The sequence below is a fragment of the Methylophaga muralis genome, assembly GCF_001720165.1.
GTDB classification, from domain to species: Bacteria; Pseudomonadota; Gammaproteobacteria; order Nitrosococcales; family Methylophagaceae; genus Methylophaga; species Methylophaga muralis.
Genome location: NZ_MCRI01000007.1, coordinates 1 through 22,207, shown reverse-complemented (window position 1 = coordinate 22,207; position 22,207 = coordinate 1). Strand labels below are relative to the sequence as shown.

Genomic DNA, 22,207 nt, shown 5'->3' with positions numbered 1-22,207 from the left:
TGTTTAATAACTCCGGAATGAGTCTAAATGACGACCTGCAATGGTTTAGCCGCACCACAATAAAGCATTATGAAACCAGATTACGCGTTGTTCAGAAATACGCCAACCCTAAGAGACTGGCGCTGCATCGTAATCTGAGCGATCAAGCCTAATAAATTGCAGTAGCGTGATATCAACCTTCAGCAAAACTATGCAATAGTTGAACCGAAGTTATCAGCTTCAGAATTTTTCTTGTTGAATTCCGTAACGCCAGACTTCAACAATTTGTCTGCTGGCAAGAATATTAAAGGTCGGATCGGCGGACAGAACCATAAAGTCAGCTTGATAACCGGCGGCCAAGCGTCCCCGATTAGGTAATTGCATCATAGCTGCTGCATTAGCTGTTGCGGCCTGTAAAACAGAGGTTGTTGACATGCCTGCCTGTACCATCAATTCCAGTTCACGGTGCTCAGCAAATCCGGGAATCCTCAAGGCCGTTGCTCCGGAATCCGTGCCCAAAGCAATTTTGACTCCGGCATTGTGCAGTTTTGTCAGGTTTTTAATGTTGTAGTTAACCGACTGACGGTTTTTTTCACTTTTCGCCAGGGCTGCTTCGCGCCAGGAATCGTCACTCAATTGCTGCTGCAGTTCTGGACTCAGGCTGGCAGTAAAAAATGGATCATGCAGCCATTCGGGATGTTGAGCATATATATATTCAGCTTCATTAATATTGATAGTGGGCACATACCAGACATCTCCCGCCAACATTAAATCGATAAATTCTTGATCTACATCGGTATCACGTACCCCGTGAGCAACGACATTCACACCTGCAGCAACTACACCTTTGGCATCATCCAGATAATGAATATGAGCGGCCGATGGAAGTCCCAGAGCATGGGCTTCTTCAAAAGCTGCCTGATAGATCTCGGCTGGCATAGTGGGAACATCGCCACCCATTCCATCGACCCAGACTTTCACCATATCGATTCCAGCATCATTCATTTGTTTGACAGCTAAACGTGCTGCTGCGGGAGTGGCTGGACGTTCTGCCTGATCTTCCGTTAAGCCCATTCGACCTTTCGGTGGCGCGCCATCAATAGCTCCTACACCGGCACCAGCACCATATAAATCAGCACCTCGATGATGGCTGCCACGCATTTCATTTCGTAACTCATGGAATAACGGACGATTAAGCCCTAATGCATTAACGGCAACCACACCATATCGTTGGAACTGGGCTAGATCACGCATCACAGTTTCGCGACTGTAGAAGTCACCGCCATGTTGTAAACCGGACACGGTTCCAACATGTGAGTGAGCGGCAATAAGGCCGGGCATGATGAAACGATTTGCATAGCTGAGATGACGAGCTTGAGCTGGGAGGGCGATTTCCTGTTGTGAGCCGACGGCGATTATCGTGTCGTTTTCAATCACCATTCTCGCTTGTTCAATCACATGTTCGCCATCAAACAACCTTGCAGAGTCAATGACGATTGTGGAGTTGGATTCAGCTCGTACAGTAGAAATAAGCAATAAACTGAGTAAACCAAAAAGTGATAGTTGACGAAATACAGACATTAATAACTCCATGTTTCATGGCTAGGTTATTAGTGCGACTGAGTTCGTCTATCAGGGTTCCATCCTATTGGTTAGAAATAAAAAGCCACTGATTAACCAATCAGGCTGTGATACAGCGGAATACCGACAATGACATTAAATGGGAAAGTCAGCCCCAAAGCCGCCAACATGGCTAAGCCAATATCGGCTTGTGGAATAGCTGATCGCACTGCAACCGGTGCTGCGATATAAGAAGCACTGGCGGTTAAACTTGCCAGGATTAATACCGAACCGTCCGGTAGCCCCAGCAATTTACCGGTAAATAATCCGGCTAACGCCAAGACGGTCGGCGCAACAATGGCAAATATCACCACTGGAATTTTATCGCGAGATAATTTACTTAATGCTTCGGCAGCAACAATACCCATTTCAAGCAGAAACAAAGCCAGTACACCCATAAAGCTCCGGTGTATAAATCGGTGACCCCCGCGCCTTGTCTTGGGCCGTACATCCAACCAATTAACACCCCGCCAACCAGCAGAATCACGCCTCTGTTAGTTAATGACTCGTGCAAGATACTCATCATGCCACCTGATGCGGCATTTTTTACTCCACTAAAATGCCGATATAACATCAAGCCGATAACAATTGCGGGTAATTCCAGTAGTACCAAGTAAAGAGTTACCTGACCGCCAACCAGCATTTGATTGCTTTCGGCGTAGGCCAGTGCCACAGCAAAAGTCCCGGCGCTGACTGAACCATAGTGGGCAGCAAAACTGGCACTGTCAGCCAAATTCAATCGAACCACTTTCCACAACAGCGGAAATAGAATTAGCGGGATTAAAAAGCCTAATAATGCCACTGACATTAGCTCAGGTAGCAGACTCCAACCCATGTTGCCATGTAATGCCATGCCGCCTTTGAGGCCGATAGTCAGCATCAATAACAGACTTAAAACATCGTAAGCTGCTTTAGGAATAGCCAGATCAGACTTAACCAGTCCACCCACTAAACCCAGTAGAAAAAACATGACCACGATGTCAGGCATATTTACTCCTTTAACTTATATGCCGCGCACTTTAATTCAATTTGAGTTTATTTCCTACTCTGAGCGTTCAAAAGTCACGATACTGCGGGTCATGTCTTTTTCCGGCCAATTTGGCATCACTCGCCATGGGGTGAAAACTTGCAGACGTTCACCATCAATTTTGAATTCACGCGCTTGTTCTGTATCGACCCATTCTGGGTTCCAGGCGACTTCCACGCTGGTAATCCACATGTTGTCTTCAATTCGATATCCGCCAGTGTACGAAATAATGGTATCTAACAAAGCTGCTTTATCTTCAACGGTTTTCGCTGGTTTACGACCTTCACCGGTTAACACAAACCAAACCCGTTGTTCAGGGGTAAACACCACATAGCCAGTGGGCTTCTTACCCATAGGATGAAACATTTCTCCCGTTTCCTGCACTTCGACTTCATAAGACACCAGTTTCCATGCACCATGCATTTGGCTTTCGTCGTTAGCAAAGCTGGTAGACATAAACGTCGCAAGCATTACGGTGGATAATGTTTTCAACATAATCATTTCCTTTATTGAAGTTAGCGGAGCGCTGAAATATTTCAGCAGGTTTCGTTAAATAAACGGGTTCTAAAACTCAAAGGCAGCAATCAATGGCGCGTGATCAGAAAGCATTTTCCAAGAAGAGTGGGGCGGACATTCACAGGATGTAGGCTCAAGCCCACGGTAGTAAATGCGATCCATCTTGAAAATCGGCATCCACGAAGGCCAGGTTCGTGCATGGGTTTTATGCAAGGTCCGAAAGGCTTCTTTCAAATCTAATCGTTGAGTGAAATGTTTTTCTGCCTGGCCGTTCCAGTCATTAAAATCGCCGGCAACTATAAGTGGTACACCGTGCGGCACATGCTCATCGATACGCTCACATAACGTTTGTAACTGACGTTTGCGTTCGGTTCCTGTAAGGCCAAGATGCAGACAGACAATATGCAGTTCTTGTTGGGTATCGGGGATATGGATGACGCCGTGTAACAAACTGCGGCTGGCCCAGGTGTAGGGTGAAACATTAATATTTTCCCAGCTTTGCAAAGCATATTTGCTGAGAATGGCGTTGCCGTGATGGCCGACGCTGTACACCGCATTTTTGGCATAGGCAAAATGTGGCCAGATATCTTCAGCAATAAAATCACAATGCGGACCAGGCCAAAGCTGCTGCTTCAGCTCATGACCAGTATGTTCACCTTGAATTTCCTGCAACAACATAATATCGGCATCGGCTTCGCGTAATGCTTCACGCATTTCATGCAGGATGAACTGCCGATTGCCGGTATTAAAGCCTTTATGCAGGTTGTAAGTCAGAATTCTAAGTGATTGTTTTGACATTCCATCTCTGAAAATTAGCTAAAGCCATACCATAACATCTCTTTTGTGAAGGAAATATTATTGAGGTTAAAACTATCCCGTTAAATCAAAAAAAACGCCTGCTCAAAGACGAGCAGGCGCTTTCTAATGTGGCTCTTATACTAAAGTTACAGCTGATCAGTGTTGTACAACGGGAAGTTCTTCCGGATCTTTCTTAGCCAGTTTTACTTCACATTCTGGTGAAGCGATCATTTTTTCAGCTGAACTGACTAGTAATGAATTTTCTAAAAAGTTACGGCCTACCAAAATTGGGAAGGTCATATTGCTGCGATCAGCCAGTGTAAAACGCGTTTCTTCATAGTAATCACCAACACACAAACCCATTTCGACCACATAGCGAGTTTGTTCACCACTGGCTTGAGTTACGGTGACTGTATCAATCAATGGACGAGTGATTTCATGTTCATTGTCTTCGTGATCAACGAATTTAAAACGGATCTGTTTTTCACCATTTTCCTCAAACACTTTAGTGTCGATGGCATACATGGAATTTGTCGCTGCACCAGTATCAATACGTGCATTGGTTTTGATTTCACCGGGAAATAACGTAACGATTTCCTGATGACCGAGCACAGATTGCTCTTCAAGATCTAGTTTGTTTTGTTCGGCATGAGCGGTCAGGCTAAACGCCAATAAAAGGCTCAAAGTTAATTTACGCATGCTGTCTATCCTTTTCATTTTTTTGGAATTGGGTGGGCATCATGGCCGGGAACAGGCTAACACGACAAAGATGAATCTAACCTGAAATTATTACAAACAATTGATTTTAAAGATTTATAGTTTTTTTATGGCACAACACTATTGATATTTATCAGCATGACCCCATCTGTGAGCTATCGTTAAAACAGCCAGATGGAGGCAATACAGAAATGGGCGTTGATGCACATAAAGAAACCATGGGTTTCCAGACAGAAGTTAAACAACTTCTTAATTTGATGATTCATTCGCTGTACAGCAACAAAGAAATTTTTCTGCGTGAGCTGATTTCTAACGCGGCCGATGCCGCTGACAAATTGCGTTTTGAAGCGTTGTCCGATGATGCGTTATACGAAGAAGATGGTGATCTGAATATCCGTGTCACCTTTGATAAAGATGCCCGTACCATCACCATTAGTGATAACGGTATTGGCATGACCCGTCAGGAAGTTATCGACAATATCGGTACGATTGCCCGCAGCGGTACCAAAGCATTTTTCGGTCAGTTAACTGGCGATCAAGCCAAAGATTCACAACTTATCGGTCAGTTCGGTGTGGGATTCTATTCCGCATTTATCGTGGCTGATAAAGTCACGTTGAAAACCCGTCGTGCCGGCACCACCAAAGAACATGGCGTGTTATGGGAATCGGCTGGTGAAGGCGAGTTCAATATTGAAACCATTGAAAAAGCTACTCGCGGTACTGAAGTCACCCTGCATCTGCGTGAAGGTGAAGATGAATTTTTAAATAGCTGGCGTCTGCGTAATGTCATCCGTAAATACTCGGATCACATCAATATGCCAATCATCATGCAAAAAGAGCCAGTGCCTGACGAAGAAGGCAAAATTGATGAAAGCATCATCGAAGACGAGACAGTCAACAAAGCCACTGCATTATGGACACTGTCTAAAAACGACATTACTGAAGAACAATACAAAGAGTTCTACAAACAAATCGCTCATGACTTCCAGGATCCATTGACCTGGAGCCACAACAAAGTCGAAGGTAATACCGAATACACTTCACTGCTGTATATCCCTTCTAAAGCACCGTTTGATCTGTGGGATCGCGATCGCATGCATGGCATTAAGCTGTATGTGAAACGTGTATTCATCATGGAAGACAGCGAACAGCTGATGCCACGTTACCTGCGCTTTATTCGCGGGGTGATTGATACCAACGATCTGCCATTAAACGTATCGCGTGAAATTCTGCAAAGCAGTAAAGTCATTGATACCATCCGTGCTGCTTCAGTAAAGAAAATCATCTCTGAACTGAACAAAATGGCCAATAACGAGCCTGAACAATATGCTGAATTCTGGAAAGAATTTGGTCAGGTCATCAAAGAAGGTCCGGGTGAAGATTTTGCCAACAAAGAAGCGTTGGCCAAACTATTGCGTTTTGCCAGCACCGAAACCGGGAATGCAGATCAAACCGTTTCATTGGAAGACTATGTCAGCCGGATGAAAGACAAGCAGGACAAAATCTATTACATCACTGCCGAGAGCTTTGCGGCTGCGAAAAACAGCCCGCATCTGGAAGTGTTCCGTAAGAAAGGCATTGAAGTTCTGTTGCTCACCGACCGCGTCGATGAATGGCTGGTCAACTCCCTGACGGACTTTGATGGCAAACACCTGCAATCCGTTGCCAAAGGCGATTTGGATCTGGGTGAGCTGGAAGACGAAGCAGAGAAAAAAGCGCACGAAGAAGTTGAGAAAAACTTCGAAGATCTGATTGAGCGCATCAAGAAAACGCTGGACGACAAAGTAAAAGATGTACGCATTACACATCGACTGACCGATTCCCCAGCCTGTCTGGTGGCGGACAATTACGATATGAGCGGTAATCTGGAACGTATGCTTAAAGCTGCAGGCCAACAGGTTTCAGCCAGCAAACCGATTCTGGAACTCAATCCGGAACATCCAATGGTCGCCAAACTGAAAGACGAACAGAACGATGAACAATTCGGTGACTGGACCTCCATCTTGTTTGACCAAGCTTTACTGGCCGAAGGTGGACAACTGGAAGATCCTGCTAGCTTCGTGAAAAAACTTAACGCAATGCTATTGCAACGCGCTTAATTAAAAACCAGTCCATGACTCCATTTGCCGGAGTCATGGACAATTTTATTCTCTTTATTATCTTGACCAGTTAATCGTAACCCCAAAATCTTGGATCCAGAGCACATTTGCCCATGGTAGGTTGGGTTGAAGCATGAAACCCAACAATCCAATTTCAACTCTTCCTGAGCCATATATAGCGTCACATTGGTTTACTTCGAATTCCCTTTCACTTGATAAATAAACTCCAGCAAATCACAATCTAACTCCTCGATATAAATACAATAACCTTCGCGAGGGACAGCGCAGATGAACATCACAAAAAAACAGCTTGATTTGGCAGTGAAGCAAGATCTTATCACGCAGGAACAGGCGGATAAGTTATTCGATTTCTTCAAATCTCAACCGACAACCGGCCCCAGTTTTGACTTTACCCATGTGCTTTATTACATGGGTGGCTTGATTGCCATTGGTGCTATGACCTTGTTTATGACCTTGGGTTGGGAAAGCTTTGGGGGTTGGGGGATCTTTTTTATCAGTCTGGCTTATGCCGGTGTTGGACTAAAGCTGGCGAATCATTTTGAAACAAAAGGTTTGGCCATTCCTGCCGGGATTTGTACGACCTTTGTGGTAGCACTGACACCCTTGGCAATTTATGGTTTGCAGCAGGCAATGGGCTGGTGGCCTGATGATAGTGTTTATCGCGATTATCATCGTTATATTCAGTGGCATTGGCTGTTTATGGAGCTGGGCACTCTGGCTGTGGGGGCAATGATTTTTTATCGCTACCGTTATCCATTTTTATTGATGCCGATTGCAGTGACGTTGTGGTATTTGTCGATGGATATCGCCGCAATGATTGTGGGTGGCTATGCCAACTATGAACTGCGTGCATTGGTGTCGATGTATTTTGGTCTGGCGATTACACTGTTTGCGTTCTGGGTAGATATGCGGGGCTACAAATCGGGCGATTATGCGTTCTGGTTGTATTTGTTTGGTGTGATCGCCTTCTGGGGCGGCATGACTTCCCAATACTCGGATAGTGAACTGTCGAAGTTCATTTATTTCACAATCAATTTATTAATGATTGGTGTCGGCGTAGTCATTGCCCGCCGGGTATTTGTGATATTTGGTGCACTGGGCTCGGCGTTTTATCTTGGGCATCTGGCCAATGTGGTGTTCAAGGACAGTCTGTTGTTTCCGATTGCACTGACGGCTATCGGTCTCGGACTGATTTATCTGGGTGTGTTGTGGCAAAAACATGAGCAGCAAATCAGTGAAAATATTCAAGCGCATTTGCCCGCAGCCCTGCGGGAATTTTTAGCTGCTAAAAGCAGCTGAAAGTTTATGGCTTGAACTTCACAAGCTTAAACCCCACTTGATTACAGATACGTTAAAATGCCGCTTATCGTCTGGCATTTCAATTGCCACATTATCTCCTGCTTAAAAGCAGTATGAGGAATCATCATGCAAGAAGACGCCATTCAGGCAGATCATTTACAACGTTTTATTTTCGATAATGCAGCCATTCGCGGTGAATGGGTACAGCTGAAACAAACCTGGCAGACCGTTAAGGTTCAACGCGAATATCCCCCCGCGGTCGCATCTCTATTGGGACAAATGCTCTCTGCAGCAGCGTTATTGGCCGAGACGGTGAAAATGTCTGGCCGTTTGGTATTGCAATGTCGTTCCAACGGGCCGGTTTCTTTATTAATGGTTGAATGCACCAGTGACCACACCTTAAGAGGTCTGGCAAACTGGAATGGCGAAATTGCCGATGATGCCACTATGCAAGAATTGCTAGGCGAGGGTAATCTGGCAATAACTATTGAAAATGTTGAAGCTAAACAGCCTTATCAAGGCATCGTCAGCGTGCAAGGCGAAACCATTGCTGAAATGCTGGAAATGTATTTCGCTCAGTCTGAGCAATTAAAAACCCGTATCTGGTTAGCCACGGATGAACACACCGCCGGCGGTTTAATGCTGCAACAATTGCCCGAACAAGATCCCGAACAGCATGATGAAAACTGGAATCGAATCAATTTTCTTGCCGAAACGGTTACTAATGATGAACTGCTGAACCTGGATGCAGTCTCGTTGTTATATCGTTTATTTCATGAAGAAATGGTGAGACTTTTGAGCACAACCGTATTGGAATTTGCCTGTACCTGTTCACGTCAACGAGTGGCTGACACCATCAAGCTACTTGGGCGACAGGAAGCTGAAGAGATTATTGCCGAACGCGGAATGGTTGAGTTGGCCTGTGAGTTCTGTAATACACATTATCAGTTTGATCCGGTGGATGTGGCAGGTTTGTTTAGTGATCCGCTGAATATTCAGAATGATTCAGACACATTGCATTAACCAGGAATAATCATGGCGCATATTGTCATTATCGGTGCGAGTACCGGCGGTTTACCCGCTGCATATGAATGCCGGGCAGCTCTCGACAAAACGCACCATATCAGCGTGGTTTCTAATACCCCAATCTTTCACTTTGTGCCCAGTAATCCGTGGGTAGCCGTGGGCTGGCGAAAACGTGCTGATATCAGCTTTGAATTGGCCTCTGTTTTATCCAGTAAAAATATTGATTTCTACGATTCCGGTGCCAGCAAAATCAAACCCGCTACAAATCAGGTTTTATTGGGCGATAACACGATTCTCAATTACGACTATCTGATTATCGCCACTGGGGCCAAATTGGCTTTTGATGAAATCGAAGGTTTTGGTCCACAAGCTCACACCCATTCTATCTGCACAGTAGGTCATGCCGAAGATAGCTATCAGGCATGGCGTGATTTATTGAAAAATCCCGGGCCGATTGTCGTTGGTGCCGTGCAGGGTGCTTCCTGTTTTGGTCCGGCCTATGAATTTGCCTTTATTATGAATCGGGCGTTACGCAAGGCTAAGGTGCGGGATCGGGTACCGATGACATTTGTCACGCCTGAACCTTATATAGGCCATATGGGCTTAGGTGGGGTAGGCGATTCAAAAGGGCTGTTTGAATCCGAGTTTCGCAAAAATGATATCAAGTGGATCACTAATGCCCGGGTCAAATCCATCAGCAAAGGCAAAATGCTGGTCGAGCAGGTGGATGATAATGCCGAGACCGTCAAGACGCATCAACTGGCTTTTGATTACAGCATGATGATTCCAGCATTCAAAGGCGTTGATTGTGTAGCCAATCTGGATGATGAACTGGTTAATCCACGAGGCTTTTTGAAAGTCGATGAATTCCAGCGTAATCTTGCTTACCCAAATATTTATGGTGTCGGTGTTTGTGTCGCCATACCGCCAGTTGAAGCGACAGCTTTACCGGTTGGCGTGCCAAAAACCGGCTATATGATTGAAAGCATGGCCAAAGCAGCCGTTGCCAATATTCAGGCTGCCATTGAAGATCGACCAATTGAAACCCGAGCCAGTTTAAATGCCGTTTGTCTGGCCGATATGGGTCACACCGGTGCCGCGTTTGTCGCGTTGCCGCAAATTCCACCCCGTAATTTGGCCTGGATGAAAAAAGGCCGCTGGGTGCAAATGGCAAAAATCGCGTTTGAAAAATACTTTCTGTTCCGTATGAAACGCGGCCTGCCCGAATCTTTTTACGAACGTTGTCTGCTGCGTTGTTTTGGAATCAGCAAAATTAAATAATGTTATGAAAATAACTTCTATCAGAACGGGTTGGCTGATATTGGTGGTTTGTATTTCACTGATATTAAGCGGCTGTTCTGGCCGGATTACACCACCAACCACTCCCGAAACGCCACGAGCTGTATTTGTACTCGACCACGGTCAGCATTCCAGTCTGGTCATTGAAGATAAACATGGCAATATGGCACGTTATTCTTATGGCGACTGGCGATACTATGCTGAAGGAAAAACCAGTTTTTGGTCTGGGTTGCGTGCCGTGTTTGCTCCCACCAAAGCCGCACTAGGCCGTAAACAACTTTCGGGTCCGGCGACACTGGAAAATGTTTACAAACAAGTGAGGATTTCGGTGATAAAGGCCGTGCCACTTGAAGCTGAAGCTTCTGCAGTTGATGCTCTACAGTACAAACTCGAAACCATTTACCTTCAAAATCAAGACTCAAAGATTTATCGACAAGATTATGATCTCGAATTTGTGCATCATCCAATGGCCTATAGTGTCCGGCATAACTCTAATCAGATAATTGGCCAATGGCTCACCGAGTTGGGTAGTGAAATCCATGGTTGGCAATTATTATCAAATTGGCAGGTTCGACACTAGCCAAACAGCTTGTCTCTTAGTCCAGCATTAAACGTAAATATTTGGAATTCCAGACAAGTGCATTTTCTCAAAACTGATACTATCCACTTTGCAAAATCTATTGGGGTTAGTTCATGGCAAAGAAGCTTAAAGATTTAGTTAATCACAGTCTGGCAATTGCTCAGGATACAGGGTTGATCGTTGTTGCCATCGCCACGCTGGTTGCCGTGGTTATCGAAATCAATTTCATGTTTGAAAATGGCACCGTACTGCTGACGGATTTATTATTGCTGTTTATCTATCTTGAAGTGCTCACCATGGTGGCAGTTTATTACCAGTCAGGTGAGTTACCCATCAAATTTCCCTTGTATATCGCGATTGTTGCGCTGGCACGGTATCTAATCTTGGACATGAAAAACATTGATACCTGGCGGATTCTGGGCATTACCGTAGCGATTCTCTTGCTTGGTTTATCAATAATTGTCATTCATTACTGTAAAACCAATCTGTTTGAGAAAAATCGTGAAAACGTTGATTAAGCCGATGGCTTAATTGAGCCCGGTTCGGCTGAACATCAACAACAACGGCTTCAGCCAATGCTCACGCCATGTCAGAATCATGGCGACGCCTTTGGCCGCTAATGCCAAGAGCATTACCCATACTAAAACGGCCATGGTTGGATGATCAGCTGCCAGACAAAGCACTAACGATACAAACAGACTGAGATAACCGAAGATACGCAAAGCATTTTGCTGGGATGGCGTGGGCTGACTGGTTTCGATACCAGTCACCTGACGCCAGTGATTTGGCAGACTAAGAGAAAGACTCGCCATGCCCATCATGGTGGTGAAAATGGCGGCTATCCAACAAACGACTTCAACCACGGCTAGCCTCCAGTTTCTGGGCTGAAAATTCAATGGCTTTATTCACGGCCACATTCTCACGCTTTTTCAGGTATACAGCAGCATAAATCGCGATAGCACTGCTCACCAGCAAGCTCAAATCCACACCAGCCACTGGCCAATAGTGAAATACTGTTTTTAGTAAATGATCGCCAGTCGTAATCCAGTTGAGAATCACGGCAGCGATAGCAAGCACAGCAAATAAAATGCTTTGTTCACGCCATGCTGGTGAAATGTGCATATGGCGAACTGCAGAACTGCGCCAAAAAGCATGCAATAACATCACACTCCAGCTTCCCCAGAACACCACCTGTTCCCAATAACCTTTACCAACCATTTCGGCAGGTAATAAACGGTTTGCGACCAACATGCTCACGGTGGCCACCAACATACCTGTCACGGTAGTTACGGCAAGTGCATCGACCACCTGACTGCCTGAGCTGCCTTGTAATGTGTGCTGACGTTTACGTTTTTCTACAAAGAAGATAAAGCCAGTAGCAATACAGATAGCTCCAACCAAACCACCGAACACATACAACCAACGCAACAACCAATGCTCAAAGTGCTGCAAATGCAGACCGGTCAGAAACTCATTGATTTCAGATACTGCAGAGCGGGGCGGTTCTTCACGAATTAACTCGCCAGTGCTGGCATTGAAATGCATACCTTCACCCACCAACGCCACCCGATCACTGCCAGCCCGATAAATACTGACAAAGCTGTTGGCATCATCAACATGAGTGATTTTCAAAAAGCCAACTTCGCCAGCCATATCTTTCTCAGCCCAGCGCTGTTTGGCCTTAGCCACCATCGCATCAACAGACGCGATTTCAGTTGGAACACCAGCACGCTTGTGCGGCAGACCTGTTTCACTTGCCTCAACCATTTCATGATAATCATGTAACGGTTCAAGCTGAGTGTGGGTTACCGGGAAAAAGTAAAAACTGGCAAAAATCAGTAAGCCAGTAAAGGTAAAAAAGAAATGAAACGGCAATGCAACCATACCGGTGAGATTGTGCAAATCCAGTACACTGCGTTGGGTTTGTTTGTTGGGGCGGAAAGTGAAGAACTCACGGAAACGCTTGCGATGAATAATCACCCCACTGACCAGAGCCGCCATCATAATAAATGCTGCAATGCCGACGATATAAATCCCGATTCGATTCCAGTTCCAGTTCAGGCTGTAATGCATCGGGTAAAAAAATCGGCTACCGATCTTCAGTTGATCGTCGGGGAACGCTTTACCAGTGCGTGGATCAATGGTGATATTGCCATGAATATGATTATGACCTTCAGGGTCGAGTGGCTGCGGCACCAGAAAGCCGACCCCCATTATTAAAACCGGATCACGATGTGTGGTGTAAGCCCAGAATTCATCAGCTGGTAATTCGGTGCGAGGTGTCATTGGCCCCTGACTCAAATCATGCAGCAGCGGCATATTGGTATTGTAGTCCTGCACCTCCGGTTCAACCGAACGTAGAATCGGTAACAACATCTCATCAAATGATGGCATTACCTGTGGTTCAAAGCGGCTTTCCGGAATCGACCAGCGATCAATTTCACGATCAAATACTGACAGGCTGCCAAAAAAGAACACCACCATCAGAATAAAACCCAGAGTCAGGCCAAACCAGGTATGCAGCCAGGCCATAGACTGTCGAAAGCTACTGAACATGGTTTAAATTCCTTGTAAAAATGACTGTTGTAAAACACTGGCCAGCACGGTCATTGTCACCCCACCCCCAAACAGAATCAGCCACAGCCAAATTAATTTATCGGTGGCCATGCCCCACAAAAACAAACTTAAATAGATCAGCAGCCCCAGCATCAGCATGCCCATTTCAACATCATGAAATTCAATACCCAATGGAATCAACGCGGCAATGGTGATGGCAATCAAGCCCCAGGTGAACAGATAGCCACCGACCAGACTGGCAAAAATTCGGCTGGCAATCGGCCAGGCGGGAGATGAAAAATTCGGCATGAAATCGGACCTGTCTATAAAACAAAAATGCACCACCTGGATTGAGCAAAGCGGGGTGCAAATATAGTTTGATGCTAAATGATAATAATTAAGATTCACATTGTATAGTGAGTAGTGATTTAATTCAAAATAGAAAATGACTTACAAACTGCCAGTCACCATTTCACAAATGTCAGCTGGACAAAGACCATTGGGCCTATTGACAACAATGCTATAAATCTAAGTTGTGCTGTAAAGCCAAAGACTTTCAAACTTTAGGAAATTTGAATAAACATGAAAAATAACAAGAGAAGCTATTTCTTTATAAAACAATGGATGTTGGTGGTCTGGTTTTTAACAAGCAGCACTGCATTTGCTCAAGCACCATTTGAATTAGCTAATGTGCTCACTGAAGCAGGGCAATCCAACTCCTATATGGCCAAAGAAAATGATCTTGAAGTGCCTGTTACCGTCATTCATGGGACCCAACCAGGCCCTGTTTTATTACTGACCGCCGGAGTTCATGGGGATGAGTTTCCAGCAGTGTTGGCGTTGCAACGTTTACGTGATGAAGTTGATACCAAACAGTTAAAGGGAACCTTGATTCTGGTGCATCTGGCCAACTTGCCCGGCTTTCATGCACGCCGGGTTGCGTTACACCCGTTAGATAATAAAAATCTCAATCGCGAGTTCCCCGGTGATAAAAATGGCACACCAACCGAGCAACTGGCCGAGTTTTTCACCCGTGAATTTATCAGCCGCATGGACTTTCTGATAGATATGCACTCCGGTAGCTGGAATCAGGAATTATTGCCACACGTTTATTCACCGTTTGTTGATAATAAAGAGCTGGATGATCTGACCTTTGAATTTGCCAAAGCCATTGGCATGCAACATATTGTGATGTATGGCGAACGCCCACGCGATCCGGCTAATTCCATTTCCTATCCGAATACCGCCATGACCCGTGGCAAACCGGGCCTAACCACTGAAATTGGTCACCTTGGCCAACGTGATGAAGAATCAGTTGAAGACACGCTAACGCTGTCGCGAAATGCCCTGTATTTTCTGGAAATGCTGCCCGGAGAACCCACCCCACACCCCAACCCGGTTATCTACGACAAACTCAAATACGTTGCCAGCCCGGCCGATGGTTTGTTCACCCCCCGAGTTGAAATTGGCAGTGTCATTGAAGAGGGCACCATCGTCGGTGATGTCAGAGATTATTTTGGCAATATTGTTGCCGAGTTAACCTCACCAGTTAGCGGTATCGTAATGATGATTAACTACACCCCACCAATTAAAACAGGTGAAACACCGGTAACGATTGGGCTAGAACAAGACATCTAAATAAACTCTCAATTGCCTTCTCGCTCGACAAGCAAATCCCCAACGCTTGCCGCAGCGAGATGAGCAGGAGTAAAGTCTGTGAATATCAATGATCCATTAAATCGCTCGCCTAAAACTCGGCAAAATAATGGCTTAGTTCATTTCACATGGTCTTTTACTAACAGGGTGAAACATTATGAGCATCGATTCTGATCTGCTGGTCTTACAACATCATCTGAACAAAAAGCTGGAAGTTGATGCCTCTTTAGTTATTACTCTTCAACAAAGTATTCTTCAAGAGAAAGCCTTAGTGATTTGGCCATGGCTTATTGAAAGCTCCATTTGGCAAAAAATACCTACTAGAGTAGATAGGGCGGAATTGACTAGACAGAGACCGCTCCAATCAAAAATTCATTTACTGATCCTTAGTAACGATTTGAACCTTTTATTTCGTGCTCGCACCTTGTTGCATGAGGAGCAAGTACTGCCTATTGATGATGCACGTCAACTACGAATCGGTTTTAATCCTCTTACAACTGAGCAGACGTGTTCGATCTTTTTAGCGTCGGGCGTTCCAATGCAGGCGTCACTGAGTTTAATACTGGAATCAATAGTTTTTGCGACCGAGCCTGAGACAGCACCACACATCGAACTACCCATAGAATCTGTAACCTATTAGCTTCCTTAATTGTCAGCGCAGTGTCTGTGCTGGTATGGTTTGATTAAATTTTAAGCACCTGCATATACCTGTTGCTACGGTGCTGTTTTAAAACAATCCCAAGGAGCGCTGACCATGAACAATCGCTTCACTCGCCGACAGAGTCTAAAGCTGATCGGTGCTGGCCTGGCGGCTACTTTGCTGCCATCCTTGCCGATCTTTGCGGCAAGCAACGAACTGCTTCAGAAAACGTATTCAGGTGATAAAAAGTTGCCTGTCATAGGCTTGGGGACATGGCGTACCTTCAATGTCGGCACCGATCCAAAGCTGCTTGATGCCCGAACCGAAGTGGTAAGGACATTTTTCGAACTTGGCGGTGGCATGATTGATTCCTCGCCAATGTATGGTTCTGCGCCGGATGTTATGGGCTATGCTTTGCAAAAGCTGGGTATTCCCGACAGCCTGTTTTCGGCAGAAAAAGTCTGGAGTCCTGCTGGTGGTTCAGCACGTGAACAGGTGGCCGATCTACAATCTCGATGGAAGGTCGAGCAGTTTGATTTAGTTCAAATACACAACCTGACAGACTGGCGCGAGCATCTAGCGGCATTACAAGAGATGAAAGCCGAGGGCAAAATCAAACATATTGGCATTACCACTTCGCATGGCCGTCGTCACCAAGAGTTCGAGCAGATAATGAATTCTGAGGATATCGACTTCGTTCAGCTGACCTACAATATTGCTCAGCGTCAGGTAGAAAACCGGCTGCTACCACTTGCAGAAGAAAAGGGCATTGCAGTGATCGTTAACCGGCCTTTTGATGGCGGTAGTCTGATCCAAGGCCTGAAACGTCGTGATACAGCACTACCAGAGTGGGCAGAGGCAGAATGTGGCTGTACAACCTGGGCTGAGTTTTTGTTGAAGTTTGTCGTAAGTCACCCAGCCATTACCTGCGCTATTCCTGCTACCTCTCAAGTTGAGCATCTGCGTGAAAATATGCGAGCTGGAATGAATCCCATGCCTTCGGAAAGTGCCCGACATAAGATGGCAAAATATTTCGAGTCTTTATGAACAGCTGGACCAGCTACGCACTGCAGGATTTTATTCCCTTTACTGCTGATATCTATTTCCGCCTAATCGAACGCATGAGTGAAACCTTCTGGCCACTGCATTTGCTGACGTTGGCGTTGGGAGTTATTGCTCTCTGGCTGGCACTAAAAAACCGTAGTCGCATTACCTGTCTTTTGATCGCCCCTGTCTGGGCTTTTGTAGGCTTTTCATTTTTTATCCAACGTTATGCCGAACTGAACTGGGCGGGTGGCTATATTGGTTACTTCTTTCTCGCTCAAGCAATACTGTTGCTATTGATATCAATGACTGGGGTTGGCCTGGACAACTCGCCACGCAAAAGACCACCTGCTGTTATTGGTATTGCCATCGCACTTGTCGGGTTAATTGGTTTGCCGTTTATCGCACCTATCACCGGAGGATCCTGGCTCCAAGCTGAAGTCTTTGGCATCCATGCCGATCCCACTGCCATGACCACACTGGGGCTGAGTTTGATAATGTTCAGAGGCTGGGGTTTGTGGCTTATGGCTATTATTCCAGCACTCTGGCTGCTGATCTCGGGCTTAACCCTGTGGGTGCTGGGCGCAACTGCGGCCAGTGTTCTGTTCGCCGTATTGGCAATAGTACTCATAGGCTCAATTTGGAAGAGTGTTGAATATCCTTCGTTCAAGCAGGAACAAAAATAAAATGAAGCTTGAGTTTAAATGGTCTCGATTGGAGTCTTTAACAGCGCTCGAACTTTACGAAATCATCAAAGCCCGCGAATCCGTTTTTGTTGTCGAACAAAACTGCCCTTACCAGGAAACAGATGATTTGGATCCTCACGCCTGGCATCTATCTGCCTTGGTTAATGGTGAACTGGCAGCCTATGCCAGAGTCGTTGAGCCGGGAATTAAAAACAACCAACCTTCGATTGGCAGAGTCATGACCCTCAAAAAATTCCGGGGACAAAATATCGGCCGTGCCCTGATGGAAGAGGCCATTAAATTCACAGAGCAAAAATACCCAGAGAATGACATCAAAATCTCAGCACAGGTTTATCTGCAAAAGTTCTATGAGTCACTGGGCTTTTATTCTTTCGGGGAACCGTATGATGAAGATGGCATTTCTCATATAGATATGATTAAGCATGAAAACATGAGTGCCTGAGCTTGATATGCAGAAGTAAAGTCGGCATATAGGTCAGACGCAGGCTAGGAAATATGTTTAAAAAATTTGTTCACACTCATTAATCAAGTTGGCAGTAAACTTGATTCAGCTCTTATTAGTTATTCAAAAAAACACCCGATGAGACAAATATCCCACCGGGCGAATTATGATTATCAATTGGCTAGAGGACAAAAAAAGCCAACCTGATTACCGATTAGTTTTTAGCGCGTAATGCTGTGCTTACCGCGGCATCACCTTCTAGTTCAACAAAATCCTCTGAACCATAATCTGTCATTGCTTCAAGCTCTGCTTGAGTTGCTCTGACATGTAGGTCGTCGTCTTTAAGCGTGATACTGTCAAGCGGTATCAGGATGGTTTTGGCACCTATACCAAGTAAGCCGCCTACAGAAACCACGGCATGAATGTCTTGGTTATTTGGGCTGATCACAATTTTTTGAACATCACCGACACTTTCTCCGTCACTGGTGATGACGTCCATGCCATTCAGATCATCGGCTGACATATCATATAGTCCGCCTCTGTTTGCTGGAGTACCTGCACCGGTTGGGCCATGAGGTTGCGTATTCATCTGAACATCATTGTTTCTATCCATTTGGCCTTTCATCTCAGCATCACTGCTTTTATCCATTTGAGTATTGCCGAGTTCTTCTTCCTCTTCTTCTTCCTCAGTCACGTTACTTTGATGTTTGGTTAACGGACGGTCTGACTCGGTATTTGATTGACCACCGGCATTTGGTTTATCGGTTGATTTTTGCATCTTTGGATCGGCTTTATTGCCTGTTCCAGGTGCATCGGCATCAATCGTTTCGTTGAAATCTGCCTCACCGGCATTTGGGCGGTCAGTAGAGTTTTGCATCTCTTGATCCACTTTATTACCTGCTTTAGGTACATCAGCATCAATGGTTTGATTAAACTCATCTTCGTGATTTGGCGTTGTTAGCTGCTTATTTGTTGATTTATTCTGCTGCATTTCACCCTGAGTATTAGATTCTGAGCCATCGATTGTTTTCGAATAATCATCGGCTGCAATGGCCATGGTGCTGAACATGGCGGTAAGGGCGCTGGCTATTAATGTTTTGCGAAAAATAGAATTCATAAAAGTACTCCTAATCGCACTATGGGTTTTTATATCTTCATCCCAATCCGGCGGATTAGCATCAGAGTTACCATAGCGAAAGTTCAGTATTCGCCTCATCCAGAACAGTGTCTGTGCGTTGTCGTACTAAGAATTGTTAGGACAAGTTTTAAACTCTTCTGAGATTGCATAGTTAGCATGGATCGATTTTGTATAAACACAGCGTTTTGAAAAAAGCGGTTTTGTTGTGACTAATCAGCGAAAAATAATCATGTAATGTTAAAAGCACATAATGAAAAAAATTGTCAGGTTAAATATCGTGAGGAGGGCGTATGCAACACACTCTTAACACGTATAAACGAGAACAAACGGGCGGGGAAGAAACTGCCAATGCCATTAGTCATGGATTAGGACTTATCGGTGCATTGATTGGAACGCCTTTTTTAATTGCACAAGCAGTACGTTATGGCGAGACGGCCTTTTTGATCGGGGTTAGCATATTTTGTGCGTCGATGATCATTCTTTATCTGGGCTCAACGCTGTATCACGCATTACCTGCGGGCAAAGCAAAGCGGGTTTTTCGGCGTATTGAACACTCTGCAATCTATCTGTTAATCGCAGGGACTTATACGCCATTTACCTTTGGGGTTTTGAAAGGTGTCTGGGGCTGGACGCTGTTTGGCATCGTTTGGGGGCTGGCAGTTTTTGGTATTTCACTAAAAATATTTCAAAAACAGCATCATCTTGTACTCTCAACAGTGCTTTATTTATTGATGGGATGGGTGATCGTAATTGCTATCAAACCATTAATGGAAAATTTACCCACGGCGGGATTGTTATGGTTAGTCGCCGGTGGCTTGTCTTATACCGTTGGTGTGGCGTTTTTCGCCACTGATCACAAGCTGCAATATGGTCACTTTATCTGGCATTTATTTGTGCTTGGTGGCACGACTTGTCATTTCTTTGCTGTGTTTTGGTATGCCGCTTAATCACTTTTTGTAACACTTAGCGATTGCATTCGTCTTTGAGCTATAACCTGTTCGAGGAGTTTTATCATGAATGCATTTTCTAAATACGGTAGTGCGATTCTAACGATCATTTTTTTCATGTCTGGTGCTGCAAAGTTGGCGAGTTTAGATTTTGAGCTTCAGGCTTTTGAACGTTGGGGGTATCCGCTGTGGTTTATGTATCTGGTCGGTTTTATTGAAGTATCAGGGGCTGTGGTATTGCTGATCAAACCATTACGAGCAATTGCAGCCGCGGGGTTGAGCTTGTTTATGATTGGGCCGATCGTGACGCATGTTTTGCATGCCGAATGGGGCATGATGGGAGTGGCATTAGTCCTCATGCTGTTTGCAGGCTGGGTTGCCTGGCAATGGCGGAATATGGTCTCACTGGCATTTTTAATCAAGTAAGTTCAGTTTTACGTGTGATATGGATGTCACAGTCCCGCCATTTAATTGCTAACACGGCATATGAGAGTCATTGACCAGCCAACTTGATTTTACGACTACCTGAACTACACGAGGTATCTTGATTAGTGTTAACGACTTGCTTGCATTAAGTACTTATAGTTTTCTGAAAGCGTCCCATAATGTTCTTGAGTAAAGCTATCTTCACAAGGGAATAAATACTTGCAGCACGCATTGTTAATCATTAATCCGAACAGCCGAAATGGGCAAGCAGAGGCATTTGAAGATGCGGTGCGATTGCTGGAAGCTTCAGGCATGGAGATATCCGTTTGTGATTCTGAAAGCGAAGCGCATTTGGTTTCGTTGATTGAAGATTACGAACGAAAAGACGGAATCGTGATTATCGGTGGTGGTGACGGAACCATCAGTTCAGCTTTGGAGGCCTTACATACCTGTCAGCGCACATTAGCAATTTTCCCTATGGGAACGGCTAATGATCTTGCACGCTCGATTGGTGTTCCAGCCAATCTGTTAGAGGCTGCACAGGTCATCGTTGATGGTCGGCGTGAACAACTCAGTTAGGTAAGGTCAATAATAAACACTTTTTTATTAATGTGGCGCACGTAGGTTTGGGTGTTGATGTGACACGTGAACTGTCTTCGGATAGCAAAAAGTTCTTTGGTGTGTTTGCGTATCTTGGCGCATTTTTAAGAGCGATAAAACAGAATAAAAGCTTTAAAGTACACATAAAAACAGATGACTGGCACGTCTCCACCAAGGTGATTCATCTGGCGATAGGTAATGGTCGGTTTTATGGTGGTGGGAATATCGTTGATCAGCGATCCACGTTGCTTGAGGGTGAGCTAAATTTGTTTTTTATCAAGCCGCAACCATGGTGGCAACTTTTGTTGCTCGGACCGAGTTTACGTAAAGGCGCTTTGGATAAGACTGACCGCATTGTTCGTAAATCATCTGACAAATTCAGTATTCAGACGTCTAAACCAAAACAATTAGAAGCTGATGGTGAATTTAAAACCACAACGCCCGCCGAATTTGAAGTCATCCCTAATGCTATCGAAGCCATTGTTGGTGACATGCCAACATCAACCTCAGGAACAGTTTGATATGTCGATAATACGCACTGATGAGCAAGCTGAAGCTCTGGATATTTTAAAATTAATCATCGAAACAGCCGACTTTTACCGGGCAATGGGTGAGTTATTAACGCAAGAAAACGTTAATCACCAACTGTTTGAAATTGCTAATGAACGGGAGGCCTATATCGAACCGTTTCGCAAGGTTGTTAAAGAATTGGGCGAACTTCCAGAGGCCCCAGATTCCGATAAAGAATGGATCGATGAACTGGGCGGCAAGATGACCAAGTGGCTTTCTGTTGATTCAACACATGCTATTTTAGAAAAATGTTTAAAAAAAGATGAAGTTTTGGCTGACGTTATCAACAAAACGGCATTAGGTGATCAATCGACAGAATTTAGAAAACTCCTTGATTCTCTTTATGACCACCTCGCTCATACAAAAAAACGCATATCCGATTAACAGGTGACAGAATTCAGACCTAATTATCGTCTAACCACCTAAACCGTTGATATGTTTATATAATTAAAGAAGTTATGGAAGGTAAAAAATTGAAAGACAAGTTACACAGCGTAATG

24 protein-coding genes and 1 pseudogene are annotated in these 22,207 nt (G+C 44.9%); 16 read left to right on the top strand and 9 right to left on the bottom strand.

Annotated features, from left to right (window positions below; genetic code table 11):
- Positions 1–219: 219 nt before the first annotated feature.
- From A9E74_RS04815 to A9E74_RS04795, 5 genes and pseudogenes are all read right to left on the bottom strand, one after another.
- A complete protein-coding gene (locus A9E74_RS04815; RefSeq protein ID WP_069295519.1) occupies positions 220–1,560 on the bottom strand; it encodes an amidohydrolase family protein in 1,341 nt (446 codons plus the stop codon).
- Positions 1,561–1,652: 92 nt separating this feature from the next.
- A pseudogene (locus A9E74_RS15050) lies at positions 1,653–2,569 on the bottom strand (sodium-dependent bicarbonate transport family permease).
- A 72-nt stretch (positions 2,570–2,641) separates the two neighbouring features.
- Entirely contained in the window at positions 2,642–3,121 is a 480-nt protein-coding gene (locus tag A9E74_RS04805) for a lipocalin-like domain-containing protein (protein ID WP_069295518.1), read from the bottom strand.
- 69 nt (positions 3,122–3,190) lie between these two features.
- Complete coding sequence (locus tag A9E74_RS04800; protein ID WP_069295517.1) at positions 3,191–3,940, bottom strand: endonuclease/exonuclease/phosphatase family protein; 750 nt, start codon at positions 3,938–3,940, stop codon at positions 3,191–3,193.
- Positions 3,941–4,096: 156 nt separating this feature from the next.
- Positions 4,097–4,639: an ATP-dependent zinc protease family protein gene (locus tag A9E74_RS04795; protein WP_069295516.1), complete on the bottom strand. Its 543-nt coding sequence runs from the start codon at positions 4,637–4,639 to the stop codon at positions 4,097–4,099.
- Between the two features lie 209 nt (positions 4,640–4,848).
- On the opposite strand from A9E74_RS04795, the gene htpG reads away from it, so the two are divergent.
- From htpG to A9E74_RS04765, 6 genes are all read left to right on the top strand, one after another.
- A complete protein-coding gene (gene htpG, locus A9E74_RS04790) occupies positions 4,849–6,756 on the top strand; it encodes a molecular chaperone HtpG (protein WP_069295515.1) in 1,908 nt (635 codons plus the stop codon).
- A gap of 288 nt (positions 6,757–7,044) precedes the next feature.
- Positions 7,045–8,076: a DUF2157 domain-containing protein gene (locus A9E74_RS04785; protein ID WP_069295514.1), complete on the top strand. Its 1,032-nt coding sequence runs from the start codon at positions 7,045–7,047 to the stop codon at positions 8,074–8,076.
- 126 nt (positions 8,077–8,202) lie between these two features.
- Entirely contained in the window at positions 8,203–9,099 is an 897-nt protein-coding gene (gene hslO / locus A9E74_RS04780) for an Hsp33 family molecular chaperone HslO (protein WP_069295513.1), read from the top strand.
- Positions 9,100–9,111: 12 nt separating this feature from the next.
- Positions 9,112–10,383 (top strand): NAD(P)/FAD-dependent oxidoreductase, encoded by a 1,272-nt coding sequence (locus tag A9E74_RS04775; protein WP_069295512.1) that lies wholly within the window; start codon positions 9,112–9,114, stop codon positions 10,381–10,383.
- Between the two features lie 4 nt (positions 10,384–10,387).
- A complete protein-coding gene (locus A9E74_RS04770; RefSeq protein WP_069295583.1) occupies positions 10,388–10,981 on the top strand; it encodes a hypothetical protein in 594 nt (197 codons plus the stop codon).
- 113 nt (positions 10,982–11,094) lie between these two features.
- Positions 11,095–11,499, top strand: a complete 405-nt coding sequence (locus A9E74_RS04765) for a phosphate-starvation-inducible PsiE family protein (RefSeq protein ID WP_069295511.1) — start codon at positions 11,095–11,097, stop codon at positions 11,497–11,499.
- Between the two features lie 9 nt (positions 11,500–11,508).
- Here A9E74_RS04765 and A9E74_RS04760 read toward each other — a convergent pair whose 3' ends face one another.
- Genes A9E74_RS04760 through A9E74_RS04750 form a run of 3 tightly spaced genes read right to left on the bottom strand, consistent with a single transcriptional unit; the run spans position 11,509 to position 13,846 of the window.
- Positions 11,509–11,844: a DUF3325 domain-containing protein gene (locus A9E74_RS04760; protein WP_245652051.1), complete on the bottom strand. Its 336-nt coding sequence runs from the start codon at positions 11,842–11,844 to the stop codon at positions 11,509–11,511.
- On the bottom strand, positions 11,837–13,537 hold the full coding sequence (locus tag A9E74_RS04755) for a PepSY-associated TM helix domain-containing protein (RefSeq protein WP_069295510.1): 1,701 nt from the start codon (positions 13,535–13,537) through the stop codon (positions 11,837–11,839). Before A9E74_RS04755 ends, A9E74_RS04760 begins: the two co-directional genes overlap by 8 nt.
- Before the next feature lie 3 nt (positions 13,538–13,540).
- The gene (locus tag A9E74_RS04750; protein WP_069295509.1) at positions 13,541–13,846 is read right to left on the bottom strand and encodes an iron uptake protein; all 306 of its coding nucleotides are present in this window, start codon (positions 13,844–13,846) and stop codon (positions 13,541–13,543) included.
- A gap of 273 nt (positions 13,847–14,119) precedes the next feature.
- Between A9E74_RS04750 and A9E74_RS04745 the strand changes: the two genes are divergently transcribed.
- The 5 genes from A9E74_RS04745 (at position 14,120) to A9E74_RS04725 (ending at position 18,026) form a co-directional block, all read left to right on the top strand.
- A complete protein-coding gene (locus tag A9E74_RS04745; protein WP_069295508.1) occupies positions 14,120–15,175 on the top strand; it encodes a succinylglutamate desuccinylase/aspartoacylase family protein in 1,056 nt (351 codons plus the stop codon).
- A gap of 175 nt (positions 15,176–15,350) precedes the next feature.
- On the top strand, positions 15,351–15,833 hold the full coding sequence (locus A9E74_RS04740; protein ID WP_069295507.1) for a hypothetical protein: 483 nt from the start codon (positions 15,351–15,353) through the stop codon (positions 15,831–15,833).
- A gap of 114 nt (positions 15,834–15,947) precedes the next feature.
- A complete protein-coding gene (locus A9E74_RS04735; protein ID WP_069295506.1) occupies positions 15,948–16,880 on the top strand; it encodes an aldo/keto reductase in 933 nt (310 codons plus the stop codon).
- A complete protein-coding gene (locus tag A9E74_RS04730) occupies positions 16,877–17,563 on the top strand; it encodes a DUF6064 family protein (RefSeq protein WP_069295505.1) in 687 nt (228 codons plus the stop codon). The genes A9E74_RS04735 and A9E74_RS04730 overlap by 4 nt, the downstream gene beginning before the upstream one ends.
- A gap of 1 nt (position 17,564) precedes the next feature.
- Positions 17,565–18,026, top strand: a complete 462-nt coding sequence (locus tag A9E74_RS04725; protein ID WP_069295504.1) for a GNAT family N-acetyltransferase — start codon at positions 17,565–17,567, stop codon at positions 18,024–18,026.
- 214 nt (positions 18,027–18,240) lie between these two features.
- Here the strand turns inward: A9E74_RS04725 and A9E74_RS04720 are convergent, their stop codons facing one another.
- Complete coding sequence (locus A9E74_RS04720) at positions 18,241–19,143, bottom strand: PRC-barrel domain-containing protein (protein WP_069295503.1); 903 nt, start codon at positions 19,141–19,143, stop codon at positions 18,241–18,243.
- Between the two features lie 311 nt (positions 19,144–19,454).
- On the opposite strand from A9E74_RS04720, the gene trhA reads away from it, so the two are divergent.
- From trhA to A9E74_RS04700, 5 genes are all read left to right on the top strand, one after another.
- The gene (trhA, locus tag A9E74_RS04715) at positions 19,455–20,111 is read left to right on the top strand and encodes a PAQR family membrane homeostasis protein TrhA (RefSeq protein WP_069295502.1); all 657 of its coding nucleotides are present in this window, start codon (positions 19,455–19,457) and stop codon (positions 20,109–20,111) included.
- Between the two features lie 66 nt (positions 20,112–20,177).
- Complete coding sequence (locus A9E74_RS04710; protein WP_069295501.1) at positions 20,178–20,537, top strand: DoxX family protein; 360 nt, start codon at positions 20,178–20,180, stop codon at positions 20,535–20,537.
- Between the two features lie 219 nt (positions 20,538–20,756).
- Positions 20,757–21,116 (top strand): diacylglycerol kinase family protein, encoded by a 360-nt coding sequence (locus tag A9E74_RS14495; protein WP_218104288.1) that lies wholly within the window; start codon positions 20,757–20,759, stop codon positions 21,114–21,116.
- Between the two features lie 59 nt (positions 21,117–21,175).
- Positions 21,176–21,658, top strand: coding sequence for a hypothetical protein (locus A9E74_RS14490; protein ID WP_218104287.1), 483 nt, complete (start codon positions 21,176–21,178; stop codon positions 21,656–21,658).
- Position 21,659: 1 nt separating this feature from the next.
- Complete coding sequence (locus tag A9E74_RS04700; RefSeq protein ID WP_069295500.1) at positions 21,660–22,091, top strand: hypothetical protein; 432 nt, start codon at positions 21,660–21,662, stop codon at positions 22,089–22,091.
- The last annotated feature ends 116 nt before the right edge of the window (positions 22,092–22,207 follow it).

Excerpts from the sequence above, each read along its gene's own strand:
- A9E74_RS04765 (WP_069295511.1), top strand. The coding sequence starts at position 11,095 with ATGGCAAAGAAGCTTAAAGATTTAGTTAATCACAGTCTGGCAATTGCT.
- A9E74_RS04750 (WP_069295509.1), bottom strand. The coding sequence starts at position 13,846 with ATGCCGAATTTTTCATCTCCCGCCTGGCCGATTGCCAGCCGAATTTTT.
- A9E74_RS04720 (WP_069295503.1), bottom strand. The coding sequence starts at position 19,143 with ATGAATTCTATTTTTCGCAAAACATTAATAGCCAGCGCCCTTACCGCC.
- A9E74_RS04700 (WP_069295500.1), top strand. The coding sequence starts at position 21,660 with ATGTCGATAATACGCACTGATGAGCAAGCTGAAGCTCTGGATATTTTA.
- A9E74_RS04775 (WP_069295512.1), top strand. The coding sequence starts at position 9,112 with ATGGCGCATATTGTCATTATCGGTGCGAGTACCGGCGGTTTACCCGCT.
- A9E74_RS04800 (WP_069295517.1), bottom strand. The coding sequence starts at position 3,940 with ATGTCAAAACAATCACTTAGAATTCTGACTTACAACCTGCATAAAGGC.
- A9E74_RS04725 (WP_069295504.1), top strand. The coding sequence starts at position 17,565 with ATGAAGCTTGAGTTTAAATGGTCTCGATTGGAGTCTTTAACAGCGCTC.
- A9E74_RS04710 (WP_069295501.1), top strand. The coding sequence starts at position 20,178 with ATGAATGCATTTTCTAAATACGGTAGTGCGATTCTAACGATCATTTTT.
- hslO (WP_069295513.1), top strand. The coding sequence starts at position 8,203 with ATGCAAGAAGACGCCATTCAGGCAGATCATTTACAACGTTTTATTTTC.
- A9E74_RS04735 (WP_069295506.1), top strand. The coding sequence starts at position 15,948 with ATGAACAATCGCTTCACTCGCCGACAGAGTCTAAAGCTGATCGGTGCT.
- A9E74_RS04785 (WP_069295514.1), top strand. The coding sequence starts at position 7,045 with ATGAACATCACAAAAAAACAGCTTGATTTGGCAGTGAAGCAAGATCTT.
- A9E74_RS04730 (WP_069295505.1), top strand. The coding sequence starts at position 16,877 with ATGAACAGCTGGACCAGCTACGCACTGCAGGATTTTATTCCCTTTACT.
- A9E74_RS04740 (WP_069295507.1), top strand. The coding sequence starts at position 15,351 with ATGAGCATCGATTCTGATCTGCTGGTCTTACAACATCATCTGAACAAA.
- A9E74_RS04815 (WP_069295519.1), bottom strand. The coding sequence starts at position 1,560 with ATGTCTGTATTTCGTCAACTATCACTTTTTGGTTTACTCAGTTTATTG.
- A9E74_RS04795 (WP_069295516.1), bottom strand. The coding sequence starts at position 4,639 with ATGCGTAAATTAACTTTGAGCCTTTTATTGGCGTTTAGCCTGACCGCT.
- trhA (WP_069295502.1), top strand. The coding sequence starts at position 19,455 with ATGCAACACACTCTTAACACGTATAAACGAGAACAAACGGGCGGGGAA.
- htpG (WP_069295515.1), top strand. The coding sequence starts at position 4,849 with ATGGGCGTTGATGCACATAAAGAAACCATGGGTTTCCAGACAGAAGTT.
- A9E74_RS04755 (WP_069295510.1), bottom strand. The coding sequence starts at position 13,537 with ATGTTCAGTAGCTTTCGACAGTCTATGGCCTGGCTGCATACCTGGTTT.
- A9E74_RS04770 (WP_069295583.1), top strand. The coding sequence starts at position 10,388 with ATGAAAATAACTTCTATCAGAACGGGTTGGCTGATATTGGTGGTTTGT.
- A9E74_RS04805 (WP_069295518.1), bottom strand. The coding sequence starts at position 3,121 with ATGTTGAAAACATTATCCACCGTAATGCTTGCGACGTTTATGTCTACC.
- A9E74_RS04745 (WP_069295508.1), top strand. The coding sequence starts at position 14,120 with ATGAAAAATAACAAGAGAAGCTATTTCTTTATAAAACAATGGATGTTG.